A 17,726-nucleotide genomic window follows, 5' to 3' on the forward strand; every position below is an offset into this window, starting at 1 on the left:
AGGCCTTTACCTTAAATCGAATACTTGTCATCGTTCCAGCTGCCATTACCCGCCCAGAAATGATTGCCAATACGCTGTTGAAGCGTGGAGACACCGTTCAGGCCAAGCAAGACTGCGCATAGTTTTCATAGGTCGGAATACCTGCCTGATAGAGCGGGGTAATCGGTGCAACGACTGCCAGACATAACCGCAGCCACCTTTGAAGAGCTTTGTACAGTTGCTGAACTGTGCGTGTTACATATAAGTTTGAAAACACATAGGAAACGCGGTCCTAGTGTCCGGACTGATTGATCAAAGTCAGAATATTACGGTAGCGGCGAGTGCTATGGCTGAGGAGAAGACCACGTGGCATCTGTCGTAACGAGTAGCGACGCGTCTCCAGTCCTTGATGCTACCGAACAGATCTCGGTGCGATTGCGTCGTTTATAGCGGCGTTTGTCGTATTTAATGGCCTTGTTTGGGGATTTCCTGCCCGGGATGCATGGAGTGATACCCTCTTCTTTTAGGGCATCGTGAAACCAGTCGGCATCATAGCTACGGTCAATCAGCAGCCATTGAGCCTTGGGACGTTCGTCAAGCAAGGCAGCTGCACCTGTATAATTGCTGACCTGACCTGCCGTTATGAAGAAGCTAATCGGGCGACCGTTGGCATCCGTTACGGCATAAAGCTTGGTGTTCATACCGCCCTTGGTGTGTCCAATCAGGCGTTTCGCGCCCCCTTTTTTACTCGCAGGCTGGAAGCCGTGCGGTGGGCCTTGAGATAGGTCGCATCGATCATGATCGTCTTGCGCTCTGGAGCCTGAGGCACTGCCAGACCTTCCATCACCCGCAGGAAGATGCCCTTGTCGCCCCAGCGTTTCCAGCGATTATAAAGTGTCTTTGAGGGGTCATATTCCTTCGGCGCATCGCGCCATCTGAGCCCATTGCGATTGACGAAGATGATGCCGCTCAGAACGCACCGATCATCAACGCGAGGACGGCCATGGCTATTGGGAAAATACGGCTGAAGACGCGCCATTTGCTCGTCTGACAGCCAAAAAAATCACTCTTCATTCATGCTCCTTCGAGCCCATCCGAATCACAATCAGCGTGGTGAATCAATGGGGCCTGACCCCAACTCTGAGCGCAACTATGCTTTAAGGACCGTGAATTGGTGTTTGATTGAAAGTGGTGTCGCGGAGTCCAAGACGCCTTGCTGCTTTCGCATCATATGAATGAGTTCGATGCCAGAAAGCGTAATGCTGGCTGCAGCCTCAGACTTGAAGCCGAGGATGGATCGGATACGGCGTTTGACACGCCGATGATCCTGCTCAATGAAGTTGTTCATATATTTACTCGAGAGGATCGTGATGGGGTCACCGGGCTGCTTCAGCCGGTTCTCTGTATCAAATTGCATGATAGCTGTTCTGTTGGTCTGACTGTCGTCGATCACAATTCGCTCCGCCCCGCCGTGTTTGGCAAACGCCTTGCGCAGAAAGCGCTTGGCAGCGTTCAAATCGCGATCTCTGCTGAAACAGAACTCAACCTTATCGCCATTGCTTCCGATCATGTGATACGAGTACAGCCACTCACCTTTGACCTTAATAAAGGTTTCATTAACGTTCCATTTACGTGTGACCTGGCGCTTCCTGTGATTGAAGCGCTCAAGTAGTGTTGAACTGAAACAGATGACCCAGCGATGCACCGTTGAATGGTCCAGTTCGATACCGAGTTCCGCCATCATCTCCTTCAGATTACCAGGCTCAAATCGTAAGAAAGATCTCAACGCACGAATAAAAGAATGACGGACTTATCAAAATGGCGCCCTTTGAACATCGAAATTCTTCAGCTCTCAAAAAGCCAGAATGTTATCATTACATTCGTTGATGAAAAATTTGAAGCAGATCCCTCTTACGGTGCTGCAAATCGTGAGATTGGCGTCACTGTTTGTGATCATCGTCAGCATAAAGGCTTGAGCAATCGGGGTGAGAAATCGCATCTGCCGTTTCGGAAGCGAGAGCGGACTCGACAAGGCTTTCGCTCCATTGGAATATTGCAGTATTTGGTATCAATCTTTTCAGCCACCCGAAACCATTTTGTCCAAGCCAGTTCCAACCGTTCAGGGGGCTTAATCCGGGCGCATCGCATAAACGCGATCGCTGAATGGAACGTCACAACGCATGAGCTTGCGTCAAATCCACTGGCCCGCTTCGGCACGCGCCTCCTTCAAACAATGTGACAGCACCGCTTCGCTCACTCCTTTGTCGCAAGTTGTGCTGTTTTGCGCTGCGGCTTGACCCAGGAATAACCAATTGAAATCCATATCAGGCAGAAGACCACGAATATGCCCAACGCAATCGGACGGTTGATGAAATCCATCAGATTACCGTGAGACTTGATTAGAGTTGTGATCATGCTTTTCTCAAGGATTGGGCCGATAACAATCCCCAAGACACATGGAGCAATAGGCATTCCATTTTCCTCCATCAGATATCCAACCACACCGAAGATGAGCATAATTGTCACGCCATAAACTGCATTGTTTGAAGCAAATGCGCCCACGATGCAGAAGATCAATATGAGCGGCATGAGCACGCCCTTTGAGACCCGCAGAATATTCTTCGAGAACTTTATCAGCCCCCAGCCAAGCGGTATCATAATCAAATTGGCGAAGATGAAGACAAGAAAGACGGCGTAGATTGTCTGCGGATTAAAAAGGAACAGCGTTGGGCCGGGGTTCATACCCTTGACGTAAAGAACTCCGATGACAATTGCTGTAATTGTATCGCCTGGTATGCCGAAAACCAGAGCTGGTACCCACGCACTTGAAAGGGATGCATTATTGGCGGAAGATGCCTCGACGACACCTTCAACATGTCCCGTTCCATATTTTTTTGGTGTTTTGGAGAAGCGACGGCTCACGGCATAGCTGACATAGGCCGCAACATCGGCGCCTGCGCCCGGGAGAATCCCGACAGCGGTTCCTGTGACATTTCCACGCAGAGCCTGCTTCCAATAAGTTTTGAGCATATAGCCCCAGTCTTTGAAGATATTACCGACCGCGCTAGGAGCTCTATCCCAGCCTTTGCCGCCGCTTAATACGGTTCGCAAAACTTCCGATATAGCGAAGATGCCGATCATGACTGGAATGAAATCAATCCCAGCCAACATTTCCGTGGAGCCGAATGTAAGCCGTGGAACGCCCGCCGGATTATTCAGGCCGACAGAGGCGATCGATAGGCCGATGAAAAGACTGAGAAGTCCTTTTGCTGGGCTCGAATCGCCCATAAATACCGCGCATGTCAGCCCTAAAAGGGCTATCCAGAAATATTCCGGAGATGAAAATTTGATCGCGATTTCTGCGAGCGAGGGGGCCGCAAACATCAGGACTATGGATCCGAAAAGACCCCCAAGGGCAGAGAACAGAACGCAGGCACCCAAACCTAGCTCCGCCTTGCCCTTCTGGGTTAGTTTAAAAGTGTCCTCGACATAGGCAGCAGAGGCAGGCGTGCCCGGAATGCGTAGCAATGCGCCCGGTACATCGCCTGCAAAAATAGCCATTGCAGAACACGCAACGATGGCTCCGACTGCCGCGACGGGTTCCATGAAGAAGGTAAGCGGAACAAGCAGCGCAGTAGCCATTGTTGCAGTCAGACCGGGCACGGCTCCCACAAAGAGACCAAACAGGGACGCTGCGATGATCGTGAGGATAACGTTGCTCGTGGCAACCAGACCGAAGGCTTGAAGGATAACTTCCATTTCTGTCTCCTACCAAGGTAGTCTTGGGACGATGCCTAACGGCAAGGGCACGAGCAGCATTGTTCTGAAAATGAAATCGCAGGCGAACGCGGCTAGAATTGCGAGCAACGCAGCTTTTACGATGTTAACTTTCAGGATCAAAAACATCGCGAAGGTGACGATGAAAGCGGTTGGAATAAAACCAAGGGACTGTGCAAACAGGATGTAAAAAACCACGAGCAGAGACGTCGCGGCTACACCCGCCAGCGCCCGTGGGTTTTTGATCTGGTCAGACATGGATAGCCATGGCTGACGGCCTTGCCGTATTCCCTCGTAGAGGAGCCGAACCGAGCAGGCGACAAAGCCTGCACCTATAAGGAGCGGGAATGTGGCAGCGCCGTATTGCTGACCTGGAATGGCGGGCAGTTGCCAAGCGTACCAGGCGAGTAAAACGCCTAAGAGCAGAAAAACTGCTCCGAGCGTGGTGTCACTAAATCGCATTGAGAGCACCTGTTGTTCCGTTTCGTAAGCAGGGGTGATTTCCCGCCTGTCCGATCGCCGAAATGGTTATTTAGCCAAGCCGATTGCCTTCATCGTTTCGCCGAAGTTGACGTCATTGGTCGCCATAAAGTTACCAAACTCCTCACCGGGGAGGAAATTCGCGCCGAACCCCTGTGCGGAAAGGAACTTAATATATTCATCGCTCTTGAAAACGTTCTCAAGCGCGGTAATCAGGCGTTCTTTCACATCATCGGGCATCCCGCTGGGACCGACGATCCCGCGCCATGCGCCGAACTCCCAGTCAGAGCCTGTTTCCTCTTTGAGGGTTGGCACGTCAGGAAAAAGTTTGGAGCGTTCCTTACTCATATAGGCGAGCGATTTGACACGATTAGCATCAATCAACGCGCGGGCTTCAACCAGTGACGAGGGCACGATTTCCGTGCCTCCGGAAAGCAATTCCTGAAGTCCGCTCGCAGCGCCATCGCTTGGAACCCATGTAACGGTGGAGGCGTCGATGCCTTCAGCGTCCAAAAGTCCGGCGATTGCAACGTGCCAGCTCGAACCTTGGCCGCTACCAGTTGCCCGGAAAGTGCCGGGGGGCGAGGATTTAATCGCTTCAAGCAGTTCTCCTACGTTCTGATATTTGGAATCGGCTGCCACCTGCACACCGGCAGGATCCTGGTTCATCAGGGCCAAGGGAGTGTACATTTTGTAGTTAATTTTGGTAAGCCCGAGCCAATGCATGAGATTGACTTCCGTCGTGGCCAGACCAAGCGTATAGCCATCCGGTGCGGCATCGGCCATCGCCGAATGTCCAACAACGCCTGAGCCGCCAGTGCGATTCACAACGCTCACGGATTGCCCAAGCTCTTTTTCCAGTCCGACGGCGATAACGCGCGCAACTGCATCGGTTCCGCCGCCCGCTCCCCATGCCACCATCAGGGTGAGGGGGCGGTCAGGATATTCTGCCCAAGCGGCGCCAGCTGTCGTTGAAAGCAGAATTGCTGCAATGAGACTCTTTGCGAACTTCATGTTGTTCCTCCCAGTTCCAAAATTAAATTTACATCTATGTTCGTGTTGTCAGGCTCTTCGGTCCTCCACCGAAACTGTACTCTTTCGCCTCACACCACCTATCGAAGTCCTCTAGTTACGGTTACAAAATCGGAGTCCGTTAACGCGAGCTATAAGAACGCTCGCGTAGTGTCTTCAAGTTTCGCAATCGGGTCCATCTATCGTGGGTCGCCAGAATTGCCACACTTTAGCAAGATCAATTGGCGAGCCGCTATTGATGGCCAACATACCTCTACAGTCATGCGCACCAACTGGGAGAGCCTCCTGGACGCGGGTTTCGGTGTGATTGGTAGGCACATCGAGAAAAGCTGGCGCAACGGCAATGATTTGCAGACCTTCCCCATTGAACAAGCCCGCAGCCTCAACACCGTGATCGCTGACGATTAAAGGTTTCGAAATGCCGATTTCACTTAATATCTGTGCCAGAGATGCAATTGGACCCGCACCAAAGTGGATGGTTGTCAGGTAATTGATAATATGCATTTCAGCTCCCAAGATATCGTATTGCCTTTAAAGCAGGTTAGTGCCATTTGCCGTTATTCCCGATGGGGACAAATGTTCGAATAAACAGGAGCGTGCGGGATAAATCGCGACAAAGTCTGAATGAGCGGTTGAAAGTGATAAAAGCCGCAGACATCCATTCCACCTCCCTTGTTATAGGGCGCAATAGGTCGCTTCCCCAAGCGACTCCATGAAAGCCATCCACAATGTGGGCTAATTGCCCATTCAATGGTCGCCGAGTGGAGGTTTTTTGTCAACCAGCTTCTGTCGTAAAGTTCTAGATTTTTTTGAGGCCTCCTGCGGGTAAAAGAGGCAATGCTTGACAAGCTTGAACCTACTTGTGCAGAGCCGGGGCCACACCAATTCGGCACAGGATGAAATCACACGAATCTTGCGCGATATCAAATGATTGACATTTTAAGGTTATGTCGCAAACTTTTCAGATATTCTACTGTATACGAAGACCTGTGTGGATTGCAGATTGATGCGAGGCATTGAGTATGTGCGATTTCAAGGGAACGCATTTCCCCTAAAGTGCCATCCTGTATATCGTTTTCTCTTGTAGAGCGACAATCAACATGGGAACGGCGTCAACCGAGATGAGTTCATCGCGACGTTGTGGGTGCATTTTTCTTTTTCTCACAAAGGAAGAATGCATGCCCTCCCACAGTATTGATGATTTGAGTACGCTGTCGCACCCGAAGATCCCGTGCCCGGAAGACAATCGCTGAAGCTTTGCTCTTCTGGCTTTTGACAGCAACAAAACGCATTGTTGGTCGCAGGGCTGCCTCGCCTATTGCTTCTGCATCAGCAGCATCATTCTTTTGGCGTTTTACAAACGGCGTATCCTAGCATAATCTCGCGCGGCAAAACCCTTCTATAGGTACGATATACGAGCCGTTTCGAGATGAGAAACGACAAGTGTATGAAGCTCAAAAAGCGTTCAAAACCAATCACTGTAATGCTGGAGTGAATGGGCAGATCTGAAGATTTTCGAGAAAGAAGTTCTTAATATGTCGGCATTGCTATAGCGCGATCTGAATAGAGCAGTTTACATAAATAGGGCTCTATAACTTATGGTTGTGAAGGCCTATCGTAGCGGCCGCTATCTCTCTTTAGGGCGGAACCGAAACTGGCGGAGGACCGCCAATGATCTTTGTATAGGATTTATACATTCCAGGCATGACCCCACCGCTTCACTCGATCATTTCCAGGCTTCACCTGAAACAGCTGCGGCTCCTGATCGCGCTGGGCGAGCACGGCTCACTCCTGAAGGCCTCGCAGCAGGTCGCGTTGACGCAACCGGGTGCGAGCAAAGCACTGCACGAAATCGAGACGACGTTCGGCACGCCGCTATTCGTTCGCACAAATCGCGGCCTGGAGCCCAATGCCGTCGGCCACTGCGTGATCCGTTATGCGCGCCGGATCCAGACGGATCTATCGCACCTGCGCGACGAGATCGTCGGCATCATGCGAGGCCATGGCGGGCGGGTGGCCGCCGGCGTGATCATGGGTGCGGTACCGCTGCTCACCGATGCCATCTCCGCGCTCGTTGCGCGACAGGCCGACCTGTCTGTCGAGATCGTCGAGGACACCAGCGCCGCCCTACTGGCCCAGCTCGACGACGGTCTGCTCGACCTGGCGATCTGCCGCACAACCATCAGCCAAGAGCCGCAGGTCTATGACAGCGTGAGGCTCCAGGATGAAACGCTCGCAGTGATCGCGAACGTCGACCATCCTCTGCGGCACGCGCAGACTCTCACCCTGCAGGAGCTGGCACCATACCGATGGGTGGTGTACCGCGCAAACATGCCGATGCGGCTCCTGCTCGAACGAGAATACCTCGATTGCGGAATCCGGTTCCCGCAGCACCTGCTCGAGACGACTTCCGCTTTTGCGACGCTGGCGCTGCTGCAGGCCAATCCGTCTTTCGTAGCCCTGGTGTCGATCGAAGTTGCACAGTTCTTCGCGCCCCGGCAGATGGCGTGCATCCTGCCGCTGGCCCTGACGTCACGAAGCGAGCCCTATGAGCTCGTAACCCGTAAGGGGGCACCGGTTACGCCCGCTACCAAACTGCTGATCGAAGAATTGGTCCATCGGCAATCCTGAGCATCGGGTCGGCGCGACTGCCGGTCCGCACTTTATCTGCCGTCCTGAAAAAAAGCGTCGGAAGTGGCCATGTGGCCGGCAGCTAGGCCGCTTGGCGTTCTATACCAGCGTCTATTGCCATTGCCCCAATCAGCTGCATCATGGAGGCTCAGGTGAGGCGGTTATCATGACCGCGTTATCGAGCAACGCTGATAGTTTGTCTATGATTACCTGTGCTGGAAACAACGCCCTCGAGTCCGAACAACGAAAAGTCCCGCCGCATAGTGAGATGCGGCGGGACTTTTTTTAATGAGGACTGTTCTTCGGTTATCGCGGACGGAGCGCTGCGTGTCTCGCTGCGATGATGCCCTGTGTGAGAGCACGGGCGTTCCCGTGCTGACTGAACCCGCCAGCAGCTTCGCCGGCGGCGTAGAGGCCGGGAATTACCTGACCGGCATAGTCGAGGACCTGGCTGTTGCCGTTGATGCGCAGGCCTGACCGGGCGTCGTGGATTACCGGCGTTGACCAGGCGGCATAGAAGGGCGCTTTTTGAATCTTGTACTGGGGCCTCTGTTTGCCAAAGTCGGAGTCGACACCGGAGTCAACAAAGCTATTGTATCGCGCTACCGTGGCGACCAAGTTGCTTGCCGGCATGGGAACCCGCTGATGCGTCATGATGATTTTCTGTGCGAGTTCTTCCAGCGTGTTTGCCTGGAAGAAGAATCCATCGGGATCGACGAAGGGGGGGGCCACAGTCCATCTCTGTCGGGCTACGGCATCTGCATCGAAGATCGCCCAGATCGGTCCACCACCATTGTGGCCGTCGCCGATTCCGGCCAAAGCAGCGTTAACCCAGTTTTGTGGGTTCCATGTGATATTCTTGGCGTTCAGGTAGTTGCCGTGAGTGTACGGGTTGACTGAGCCAGCGCTGTTTGTCGGGAACTGACCTCCCATTTCGTCGAAGAAACGCTTCCCGATCATGTTAACATGGATAACGTTCTGGTTGTTGACGCCGGAAAGGCCTGACGCTTTCGCAAGGTGGAAGACAGGGCTCTGGGGTTGCCACTGCAAGAAAGAGTAGTTGTATCGCGTCCCGATGGCGGTTGGCTTGGTGATGTTCGTGCCGAACTCTCCGGTCTGGTTGTACGTGCCCGCAAGGGATGCTCCGACATTCAGCCCGGCAATGATGCCGCTGCCGTCCTGAAAAGAATAAGGCTCGCCAGCGACGCCGCAATACTCTGCGGTGAGCCGTGGATCGAACTGTCTGCGGTATTCCACATTTCCGTTGCCACCGCCGCTCGCGATGATGACGCCCTTGCGTGCCTGAATGTTAACGTTCCGGCCCTGATGGGACGCTACGACCCCGGTCACGCCACTTTGCATCCGGTGCAGCGACACCAAGCTGTAATTCACAAGGATGCTCACGCCACGCGCCCTTGCTGCGGCCTCCAGCGGGCGTATGAAGCCGGGCCCTTGAGACGTCGTCGCCCGCCGGTCAGCATCTACCTGCAAACCGGTCCGGACCGATGCGTAGTCCATGATCGCTGTATGCATCATGCGGTTGACCGAATTTCCGACTTCATTGCCGCCAACATTGTCGACAGTGTTTTTCGTCCACCTGACGCCATTGCGGCTTAGAAAGTGGTAAAGGTCGACATTGACGTCGGCAAACGCCCGGATGAGCTCGCGATCGTTATAGCGGTAGCTCGTAGCGCCGTTCGCCAGGGTGATGGACCAGTCGGTAAGGTCCCTGTACAAGAGTTCAGGCGAATCCGTGATGCCGGACGCCATCTGGGCGGGGGTTCCGCCTCCGATGGGAATGTTGCCTGAGCTTACGATGCCACGTCCGCCAATGTGCGGCTGAGACTCAAGGACAATAACCGATGCGCCCGCCTCTGCAGCGGCAACTGCGGCGCCGAGGCCCGCCGATCCGCAACCTATTATGACGATATCGGCTACGCGCGGGTCCGCGGCATGGCCAATATTCACCTGCAAAACACTGCTGGCCGCCCCCGCAGCGGCGATTCCGGCACCGGCCTTCAACAATGAGCGTCGGCTTAGTGTCATTACGTTCTCCTCCTCAAATTTTTTTAGACTTGCGTATTCAGTTTTTGGATTGGGCGGACTCAGCAAAACGCATCAATGGTGATCGCTGTAGAGACTTAGCCTATCGCACTATTGCAGCATTCGCTCGTGCGACAACTGATAAGATGTGATCTCGGTATAACTTTCTCTCAAGTCAGGTGCACCTCTATGGATGCTGGTTTGTTATATATCTGCTTTGCCCGGACGAGAATTTTCTTGCCGACAATCGCCGGTGGTTCAGTTTTGCGGAGTTCAGAACGCCATTCCGTAGCGCTGCAGACACTGCGAGAGCGCCTCGGCGACGCCGCAATGCGCAGGCAGTTCGACACGCAACCGCGCATAGGCCCACTGCCTCCAGGAACGCGGAGAACTACCGGATATCTCGATGCGGACGAGTGACGGAATGCGGTAGGCGTTTGTCCATTCGGGGCTGAACGCGCCGTCCAGTCCGGCATAGCTAAACGAAAGCTTCAGATCGCCGCGCACGAGTGGAAGGTCCTCCCCGCCCGTGCCCTTCAGATGATCGCGGCGAGCACGAATGAGGGCCTTGTCAGTTCCAGCCCGTCCCATCGAGTAAGTTATGTCATCAAGTCCCGCACGGAGTTGGTAGCCGAGGGCCGGACGCACGAAGGTGACCTTTTCAGCACTCCCGGTGAATAGGACTACGGTGGTGCCCACTTCCGGGTTAGAATGGGCGGGCTGCGCGGCCTCGAGATCTTCCACCATCCGGTCGAGGATGACAGCCACTGTATCCTCCCGTCCGCCCCGGTCGATCATTCCTTGCCAATGGCGCATCCAGGTCCCGGTGTACAGCGACAGCCCACCAAACAGGATTGTAGCGAGCAACAACGAAACCAATGCCTCGATCAGCGTGAAACCGCCTTGAGCCCTGCGTTTCCTCCTCATTACAGCCTGCCAATGCGCACAGTCTGCATCACGTTTTCACCCGTATCTTTGTTGCTGCGAACCGTGACTGAGTAGAGTTGCCATCCTGCTCTCTTCAGTGCAGTGCTGCGTTCGAAGGTGTACGGCTCCACGAGGACCGTGAAATCTCCGATCTCACGCTGTCCCGTTTGCAACGGGTCGAGGGTCATAGTCACAGCCATGGCAGCCTGCATGTTGACACGGCGTTCCGCCGACCGCTCCAGACCAGCGAATACACCCGCGGCGCCGGTGATTATGCGCGCGATCGGAACAATCAGCAGCAAGGCGATTGCCAGCGAGGCCAGAACCTCGATCAGCGTGAAGCCGCGTTTGTGTGGTGCTGTCATTGAGGACTCATTTCAACGCGCCCGGTAAACCAGTCGACGCGCAGTTCAATGGCCCGGCCGCTGGCGGACAGTGTCATGACACCGCCGCAGGACCGTCCGTCGGCGAGGAAACGCAAGGTTCTGGTTCCGCCTTGGATGGGACACTGGTCCGATGTGACCCAGTTGATCGCTACCCCGTTCCGAATTGAGATCGGATCGTCGCCAATCACCTGGATGCGCTTGCTACCCGGATCGACCGTGACGTCGGCGACGCCCCTCGTGGCGACGGCTTTCACTCTGGCCTTGCGGAACTCCCCGCTGATGCGAACCGCTTCGCCAGAAAGCTCGGCAGCTCCGATTCGGGAATGGGGCCGCGGCATCAGGACGAAGGCCGCCAGGGCGAAGATGGCGAGTGCTGCGATCACGTCGAGCAGCACGATACCGCGCTGTCCCACCTTACGGTCGATGATGCCCCTAGGGCTAGCGGGACACATTTGAGCCGCGCTCACCTAGACCATCGGAGGTGATGTTGAACGACTTTCCATCGCTGGCGTATTTGTACTCGTTGCCCCACGGATCGAGCGGAACGCTATCACTGCGAAGGTATGGTCCGTTCCAGACTTGGATGGTTGTGGGCTTTTGCGCCAAGGCTCCCAGTCCCTCTGCCTGCATTGGATAACGACCAACATCAATGTAGAAGATATCTAGCGCACTGGAAAACGCCTCAATCTGGAGCTTGGCCGCGCGCTCTCGGGAATCAGACAACTGCGCCAGAACACGAGGGCCGACGAGCGCTGAGATCAGCCCGATGATGGCCAGCACGACCAGCATCTCGATCAGTGTAAAGCCCGCCTTGCGGCGCCTGGCACGCTTGCGTTGTGTGAGAGGAGAATCAACTGTGAAATGTACGCTCATGCAATCAAGCTCCTATCGAACCATGTCATTGAAGGACATTAGGGTAGACATGATCGACACGATCATACCACCGATCAAGATGCTGATGGTTGCCACCGCCGCAGGGCCGACGAGCCCGACGATACGGGACAGCGAACGTTCCAACCGCACTTCATAAAAGTCGGCAACACGATAGGCAAGATCAGCGAGTTCGCCACTTTGCTCACCGAGTCTCAACATGCGCACCGCCAGCGGCGGAAGCTGGAGAATCTCAAGTGCATGACCAAGCCTGTTGCCCTGTCTCAGCGCATCGGATGCCTGCTGCGCGCGTGCCCGGGCTGCCTCCCCATGATCGATAGTATCGGAGATGAGCTTGAAAGCCAGGGGAACCGCCACGCCCGTTTCGACCATGATTCCCAAGAGACGTGCGAAGCGACCCGTGCGATAACTGCCCGGTATATCCGACAGAAGCGGAAGCTTTTTGGCCCCCCCCCAGAGCCATGCCCATAGAAGGCCTCGCCGCGCCGCCACGAACCCCAATAATACCACGATGGAAACGGCAAGCAGAAGCTCCAGCCCATATGAGCTAAGGAAGTTCGAAACCGCGAACATCGCCACCATCAGCGTGTCCGTGTTGCCGCCCTGCGCGATCATCGGTTCGAACTGAGGAACCACGCCCACTAGGAAGAAAACCAGTACGCAGATCGTGCCGGCGAAAAGGACCGCTGGGTACCGCAGCGCCTCCCTGACCTTGACTTGCAATGCCTCAAAATTCTGGCGCTCCTCCACGATGCGCGACAAAAGGGTGGCCAACTTGCCGGAGGTCTCTGCAACGCGAACCATGGCGATTTGAAATGTGGGGAAGAGGGCAGGCCAGGCTTCCAATGCAGTGGAAAACGATTTGCCTGAAGCCAGATCGGTCCGAACGCTGGTGACCACGGGTTGAAGCTTGCCATTGTCGAATTCCCTTTCCATGATCGAGAGAGCTTCGTCGATCCGGATACCCGCATTGAGCATGATTGAAAGGTCCGAGAGCAGCCGCGTAACAGCCGCCGCCGGTATTCGGCTCGTGAAGAGCGGCGCCCGTGCTGCGGACTGCACGCTTTCTTCGACATTCACCGGGATCAACCCGCGCGCGCTCAGCTTCTGGACGGCGTCCTCGGAATCCGACGCATCGATCCGGCCGAGTTCCAGGCGCCCGTCGCCATTCAAAGCCTTATATGCGAATGCCGTGGAACTCATCGAGGTCAAGCTTCTTAACTGCGCGTCTTCACGGGAGACAAATGTTTGAAATCGGTGTTTTTGAAAAATCCCTTCAATCGCGATCTCTGCCGAGCGCCAAACGATTCAAGCTCTTCCATTTGGGTTACCCTCCCTCTCCGTAAATGGCGGTTTCTCCCTGCGCTTCATAATTCATCGGCTGCCCCTGCCAATCAGTCTGCCCGCCGTTCATCTCATCGGAAAAGCGCAACGAAGCTCGCCCACCCGCACCGTCGAGCTTGACCTCAAACTGGCCGACGACCTTCAAGGTCCAACCTTGATGGGTCTCCCCCCTCCGCAGCGTGAAGGCCGTCACTTCGGCTGGTGAGGTGAAGGTTGCGCTGTTGAGCCTTTCCGAGCGCACGATGCCAACCAATTGCCAATCAGGCGCAGCAGCAGGCGCTGGCGCTGGCTCGGGTTCCGGTTCAGGCACCACCACGACAGGTTCCGGCTCGGGGGCGGCATATAGGATGGGGGCAGATCGTCCCGGCGAGAACAGCGGCCGATCCCGCAGAGCTGCATAGCCGCTCAAAGGACGCTCTCTGACCGACAGGTTTTCCATGCCGAAGGAGAGGTTAGACGAAACCGCGACAGCGGCGAGTATAATCGGCACGCGCACTTTCGTTGTCATGGCTGGGAGCCCTTCTCTCGGAAGGCGGATAGCGAGACGTTTAGCGATAATGGTCGATCGAGGGAACCAAAGTTTTGGCCTCCCCCTGACAAGTCAACCGCGCGGTTCAATCTGATCCTGAAGCTGTCGACGATCATGACGGGCGAACCCGCCTCTATGGCATATAGGAGATCTGGCAGCGATTGCTCCATTACCTCAATATCGGTGGTCAAACGAATGCGTTCCAAAGCCTCCAGCTGGGGATCGCCTGTGAGGCCGATTTGGCCGTCTGCGGGAACGTCGACGCGCCTGATAATGGCCCCCACACGTTCTACATGTTCAGAAATCAGGCGCTGAAATTCGGCTGAGACGAGCCCGCTGGTTTGGGAATCGAGAAGTATCTTGTTCTCGCCAACGTCTGGAGTCGGCGCTTCCGCGTGGTGGACCGGGGAATTGGATGCCTTGCCTTCGAGCAGGGCCGTACGTTCCTCATAAAGCGCCAGCGTACGCGCCTCAGCACGCCAGGTCAGCAACGTATCGGCGACAAGTATCAGAGTTCCGACGACCAGCAGGGCAATGACGATGAGGGATTGAAGCCGCTTGTCGCGCCATAGAGTCGTCAGCATCATCGCAGTGCGCCCCCCGAGCGAATGAGCGGCTGGGTGTCGACATCGAACTCGGAAGTAACGCCATCCTCTCCGCGCAAAGCCGGTCCGACCAGTCTGCTGCCTTCGAAACGCCCCGACGATTCAAGCGCGGTCAGCACTTCCGGTACGTCCAATGTCCGCCCCGAAAGACGCATGCGCCCATTGGCGAAAGATACTTCCGTGGCATAGGAGTGCATGGGCAAAGCTTCAGCCAGGGCGTCTAAGGCTGCAAGCGCGCTTACGGCGTCTTCCTTGAAGTTCAGTGCGGTCTGCTCAGGCGCGGTTTCAGCCTTGAAGGGCGCTGCCGCGAGCGCAATCGCCTGACGCGCCTGTTCTGCGCGGACCTCGACGGCAGCGCGGCGTTTGGCATAGCTTCCCTCGATCATCGGCCGTACCGCCAGTGCTGTGATGGCCGTGACGAGGCTGATCCCCAAAATTCCGGCGAGAAGAAACTTTATTCGGTCACGGGTCCCGGTGCCCTGTTGCCGGTATGTCGACACAGCCACTTCGCCGCATTTGGGAAACGGTGCCGAAATCAGGACCTGGCGGGCAACGGTCACATTCAGACATGCCAGGGCAGCAGCGACGCGCGACCTTGGAACGATCGCGATGGCAACCATCACTTGCCGGGCTTCGCGGTCGATGTCGATTACCTTGTGACCGAAATAGATGTCGGAGACAGGCAATGGTGAAAGTGCACCCATACGCGACGCAACAATTCCATCGAGGTGGCTGGCAGCCTCCATAGGCAGTTCAATGCGGCGCGCGATCACCCAGCTCGATGGGATGCCGAGATGGATCGTCTTTCCATTCACTGCGCTGAGCAATGCAGCGGACGGCTGCGCGTCATGAGAAATCGGCATCGACAGGAGGGCAGACGGCTTTCGGCCCGATGCTGGCTGGATTTCAATAGCGCTCCCGTCATCGGCGACCGTCCCGATCACGCGGCTGCCGGATTTAACGCGCACAAGTTCATCCAGCAGAGAGGCTGGTCCCGCAATCCAGTCATCCAGGCCGCGGATAGCTGCGGTGAAAGGAGAAGCCATTTCGGTCAAACCTCTGAGCGGAATCCGACGTAAAATTCGAAGTTCTGCTGCGCGTGAAATTTAAACATAGTGTATCTTCAGGTGCTTATTCCCGATAAATCCAGAATTCTTTGTCCGATCCATGAGCTGAGACTGGAGCGGGCAACTTGGGGCACGGTGTCTGCAGGGTACTGGCATCTGATAGTAGCGCCAATCTTTTTTTGCCTGTCGAGCAATTCGGCCCCAAGCAGGAAATGTCCTAATGATTGTCGCGCGGCAGGCCGCTGGTGACGGCGATATTCTGGTACTTAACCGCCGGTTTCAGAACCATTCCCTCAGAAAACTGATCAACCATTGACCGCTGGATCTCTTGCCAGGGTGTCTGATGCTTCGGATATTCATAGCCGCCCTCGTTTTGAAGATCGGCAAGACGGTGCTTCATCTCGTCATCCGACACGAGGATGTCGGCGGTGCCCTTGCGCAGGTCAATGCGTACCCGGTCACCCGTACGCAGCAGTGCAAGACCACCACCGACGGCCGCTTCCGGCGAGGCGTTGAGGATCGATGGAGAGCCAGAAGTGCCGGACTGACGGCCATCGCCGATGCAGGGCAGCGAATGGATGCCTGCTTTCAGCAGGTAGGCAGGCGGTTGCATGTTCACGACTTCGGCACCGCCCGGATAACCGACTGGGCCGGCTCCGCGCATGAACAGGATGGTATTTTCGTTCAGGTCAAGTGAGGGATCCTCAATGCGATTGTGGTAGTCTTCCGGACCGTCGAAGACTACGGCGACGCCCTCGAAGGCATCGGAGTCTTGCGGATTTGACAGATAGCGGTCGCGAAACTCCGGCGAGATGACAGACGTCTTCATGATGGCGGAATCGAAGAGATTGCCTTTCAGATTGATGAAGCCCGCATCCTTCCTGAGCGGATCGGCAACAGTACGGATGACCCTGCCGTCGAGGTTATCCGCCGCGGCGCAATTATCGCTGATCGTGCGGCCGTTGGCGGTTATGGCTCCAGGGTGCGGCAGTAAGTCGGCCTTAATCAGCTCTGCCACCACGGCCGGAACACCGCCCGCATGATGATAGTCCTCACCGAGATATTCACCGGCCGGCTGGAGATTTACGATCAGCGGAACGTGGTGGCCGACCTTTTGCCAGTCATCGACGGTCAGTGACACGCCGAGATGCCGCGCGATGGCGTTGAGATGGATAGGCGCATTGGTTGACCCGCCGATGGCAGAATTGACGACGATCGCATTTTCGAACGCCTCCCGGGTCATGATGTCGGACGGCTTGAGGTCCTCCCTCACCATCTCGACGATGCGCTTGCCGGTTTGGTAAGCCATCTGGCCGCGCTCGCGATAGGGAGCGGGGATCGCCGCCGAGCCCGGCAACTGCATGCCGAGCGCCTCGGCAAGCGAGTTCATCGTCGTCGCCGTGCCCATCGTGTTGCAAAAGCCGACGGACGGTGCCGATGAGGCGACGATGTCCATGAACTCGTCGTAGTCGATCTCTCCCGCCGCCAGCCTTTCGCGTGACTTCCATACGACCGTGCCGGAGCCGGTGCGTTCACCTTTGTGCCAGCCGTTCAGCATCGGGCCGACGGACAGCGCTATGGCTGGAATGTTGACGGTGGCTGCGGCCATCAGCAGCGCCGGGGTGGTCTTGTCGCAGCCGATGGTCAGCACGACGCCATCCAGCGGATAACCATACAGCAATTCAACGAGAGCGAGATAAGCAAGGTTGCGGTCGAGCGCAGCGGTGGGCCGCTTACCTGTCTCCTGAATTGGGTGGACCGGGAATTCAAGCGGGACGCCGCCAGCAGCCACAATGCCATCGCGCACGCGCTTGGCCAGCTCGATATGATGCCGGTTGCAGGGCGACAGGTCCGAGCCCGTTTGGGCGATGCCGACAATCGGCTTTCCGGACTGCAGTTCCTCGCGGGTCAACCCATAGTTCAGATAGCGCTCGAGATAGAGCGCTGTCATACCGGGGTTGTCGGTATTGTCGAACCACTCACGCGAGCGCAGCCGTTTCGAACCATTATGCTTGGACATTTTTACACCTCCCAG

15 protein-coding genes and 4 pseudogenes are annotated in these 17,726 nt (G+C 55.8%); 2 read left to right on the forward strand and 17 right to left on the reverse strand.

The window, feature by feature from the left end; translation table 11 throughout:
- Positions 1 to 297: 297 nt before the first annotated feature.
- Together AAIB41_RS11180 and AAIB41_RS11185 are read right to left on the reverse strand one after the other, a co-directional pair.
- Positions 298 to 1,018 (reverse strand): annotated as a pseudogene (locus AAIB41_RS11180) (IS5 family transposase).
- 111 nt (positions 1,019 to 1,129) lie between these two features.
- Positions 1,130 to 1,815: pseudogene (locus AAIB41_RS11185) on the reverse strand (IS6 family transposase).
- A gap of 73 nt (positions 1,816 to 1,888) precedes the next feature.
- Here AAIB41_RS11185 and AAIB41_RS11190 point away from each other — a divergent pair.
- Positions 1,889 to 2,080, forward strand: a pseudogene (locus AAIB41_RS11190) (IS6 family transposase); the annotation flags it as partial.
- A 152-nt stretch (positions 2,081 to 2,232) separates the two neighbouring features.
- Here AAIB41_RS11190 and AAIB41_RS11195 read toward each other — a convergent pair.
- The 5 genes and pseudogenes from AAIB41_RS11195 to AAIB41_RS11215 all read right to left on the reverse strand — a co-directional run.
- On the reverse strand, positions 2,233 to 3,738 hold the full coding sequence (locus AAIB41_RS11195) for a tripartite tricarboxylate transporter permease (RefSeq protein WP_343313439.1): 1,506 nt from the start codon (positions 3,736 to 3,738) through the stop codon (positions 2,233 to 2,235).
- Between the two features lie 9 nt (positions 3,739 to 3,747).
- Complete coding sequence (locus AAIB41_RS11200; protein ID WP_343313440.1) at positions 3,748 to 4,218, reverse strand: tripartite tricarboxylate transporter TctB family protein; 471 nt, start codon at positions 4,216 to 4,218, stop codon at positions 3,748 to 3,750.
- A 66-nt stretch (positions 4,219 to 4,284) separates the two neighbouring features.
- Positions 4,285 to 5,250 carry a tripartite tricarboxylate transporter substrate binding protein gene (locus AAIB41_RS11205; protein WP_343313441.1) on the reverse strand — a complete coding sequence of 322 codons (966 nt, stop codon included), beginning with the start codon at positions 5,248 to 5,250 and terminating at the stop codon, positions 4,285 to 4,287.
- A 174-nt stretch (positions 5,251 to 5,424) separates the two neighbouring features.
- Positions 5,425 to 5,772, reverse strand: a complete 348-nt coding sequence (locus AAIB41_RS11210) for an iron-containing alcohol dehydrogenase (RefSeq protein WP_343313442.1) — start codon at positions 5,770 to 5,772, stop codon at positions 5,425 to 5,427.
- Between the two features lie 674 nt (positions 5,773 to 6,446).
- A pseudogene (locus AAIB41_RS11215) lies at positions 6,447 to 6,632 on the reverse strand (IS110 family transposase); the annotation flags it as partial.
- Positions 6,633 to 6,972: 340 nt separating this feature from the next.
- Here AAIB41_RS11215 and AAIB41_RS11220 point away from each other — a divergent pair.
- Positions 6,973 to 7,899: a LysR family transcriptional regulator gene (locus AAIB41_RS11220; RefSeq protein WP_343313444.1), complete on the forward strand. Its 927-nt coding sequence runs from the start codon at positions 6,973 to 6,975 to the stop codon at positions 7,897 to 7,899.
- 306 nt (positions 7,900 to 8,205) lie between these two features.
- Here AAIB41_RS11220 and AAIB41_RS11225 read toward each other — a convergent pair whose 3' ends face one another.
- The 10 genes from AAIB41_RS11225 to AAIB41_RS11270 all read right to left on the reverse strand — a co-directional run bounded on the left by AAIB41_RS11225 (position 8,206) and on the right by AAIB41_RS11270 (position 17,711).
- Positions 8,206 to 9,945 carry an FAD-dependent oxidoreductase gene (locus AAIB41_RS11225; protein ID WP_343313445.1) on the reverse strand — a complete coding sequence of 580 codons (1,740 nt, stop codon included), beginning with the start codon at positions 9,943 to 9,945 and terminating at the stop codon, positions 8,206 to 8,208.
- Positions 9,946 to 10,215: 270 nt separating this feature from the next.
- Positions 10,216 to 10,869, reverse strand: coding sequence for a prepilin-type N-terminal cleavage/methylation domain-containing protein (locus AAIB41_RS11230; RefSeq protein ID WP_343313446.1), 654 nt, complete (start codon positions 10,867 to 10,869; stop codon positions 10,216 to 10,218).
- Positions 10,869 to 11,234 (reverse strand): prepilin-type N-terminal cleavage/methylation domain-containing protein, encoded by a 366-nt coding sequence (locus tag AAIB41_RS11235; RefSeq protein WP_343313447.1) that lies wholly within the window; start codon positions 11,232 to 11,234, stop codon positions 10,869 to 10,871. Before AAIB41_RS11235 ends, AAIB41_RS11230 begins: the two co-directional genes overlap by 1 nt.
- Positions 11,231 to 11,650, reverse strand: coding sequence for a hypothetical protein (locus AAIB41_RS11240; RefSeq protein ID WP_343313448.1), 420 nt, complete (start codon positions 11,648 to 11,650; stop codon positions 11,231 to 11,233). Before AAIB41_RS11240 ends, AAIB41_RS11235 begins: the two co-directional genes overlap by 4 nt.
- A gap of 43 nt (positions 11,651 to 11,693) precedes the next feature.
- A complete protein-coding gene (gene gspG, locus AAIB41_RS11245) occupies positions 11,694 to 12,128 on the reverse strand; it encodes a type II secretion system major pseudopilin GspG (RefSeq protein WP_343313450.1) in 435 nt (144 codons plus the stop codon).
- Between the two features lie 12 nt (positions 12,129 to 12,140).
- Positions 12,141 to 13,349 (reverse strand): type II secretion system F family protein, encoded by a 1,209-nt coding sequence (locus AAIB41_RS11250; RefSeq protein WP_343313451.1) that lies wholly within the window; start codon positions 13,347 to 13,349, stop codon positions 12,141 to 12,143.
- Between the two features lie 124 nt (positions 13,350 to 13,473).
- Complete coding sequence (locus AAIB41_RS11255; protein WP_343313452.1) at positions 13,474 to 13,998, reverse strand: hypothetical protein; 525 nt, start codon at positions 13,996 to 13,998, stop codon at positions 13,474 to 13,476.
- Positions 13,995 to 14,606 (reverse strand): type II secretion system protein GspM, encoded by a 612-nt coding sequence (gene gspM, locus AAIB41_RS11260; RefSeq protein ID WP_343313453.1) that lies wholly within the window; start codon positions 14,604 to 14,606, stop codon positions 13,995 to 13,997. The genes AAIB41_RS11255 and gspM overlap by 4 nt, the downstream gene beginning before the upstream one ends.
- The gene (locus tag AAIB41_RS11265; RefSeq protein ID WP_343313455.1) at positions 14,603 to 15,670 is read right to left on the reverse strand and encodes a PilN domain-containing protein; all 1,068 of its coding nucleotides are present in this window, start codon (positions 15,668 to 15,670) and stop codon (positions 14,603 to 14,605) included. Before AAIB41_RS11265 ends, gspM begins: the two co-directional genes overlap by 4 nt.
- 238 nt (positions 15,671 to 15,908) lie before the next feature.
- Positions 15,909 to 17,711 (reverse strand): IlvD/Edd family dehydratase, encoded by a 1,803-nt coding sequence (locus tag AAIB41_RS11270; protein WP_343313456.1) that lies wholly within the window; start codon positions 17,709 to 17,711, stop codon positions 15,909 to 15,911.
- Positions 17,712 to 17,726: the final 15 nt, after the last annotated feature.

The sequence above is a fragment of the Brucella sp. BE17 genome (genome assembly GCF_039545455.1).
Classification (GTDB): domain Bacteria; phylum Pseudomonadota; class Alphaproteobacteria; order Rhizobiales; family Rhizobiaceae; genus Brucella.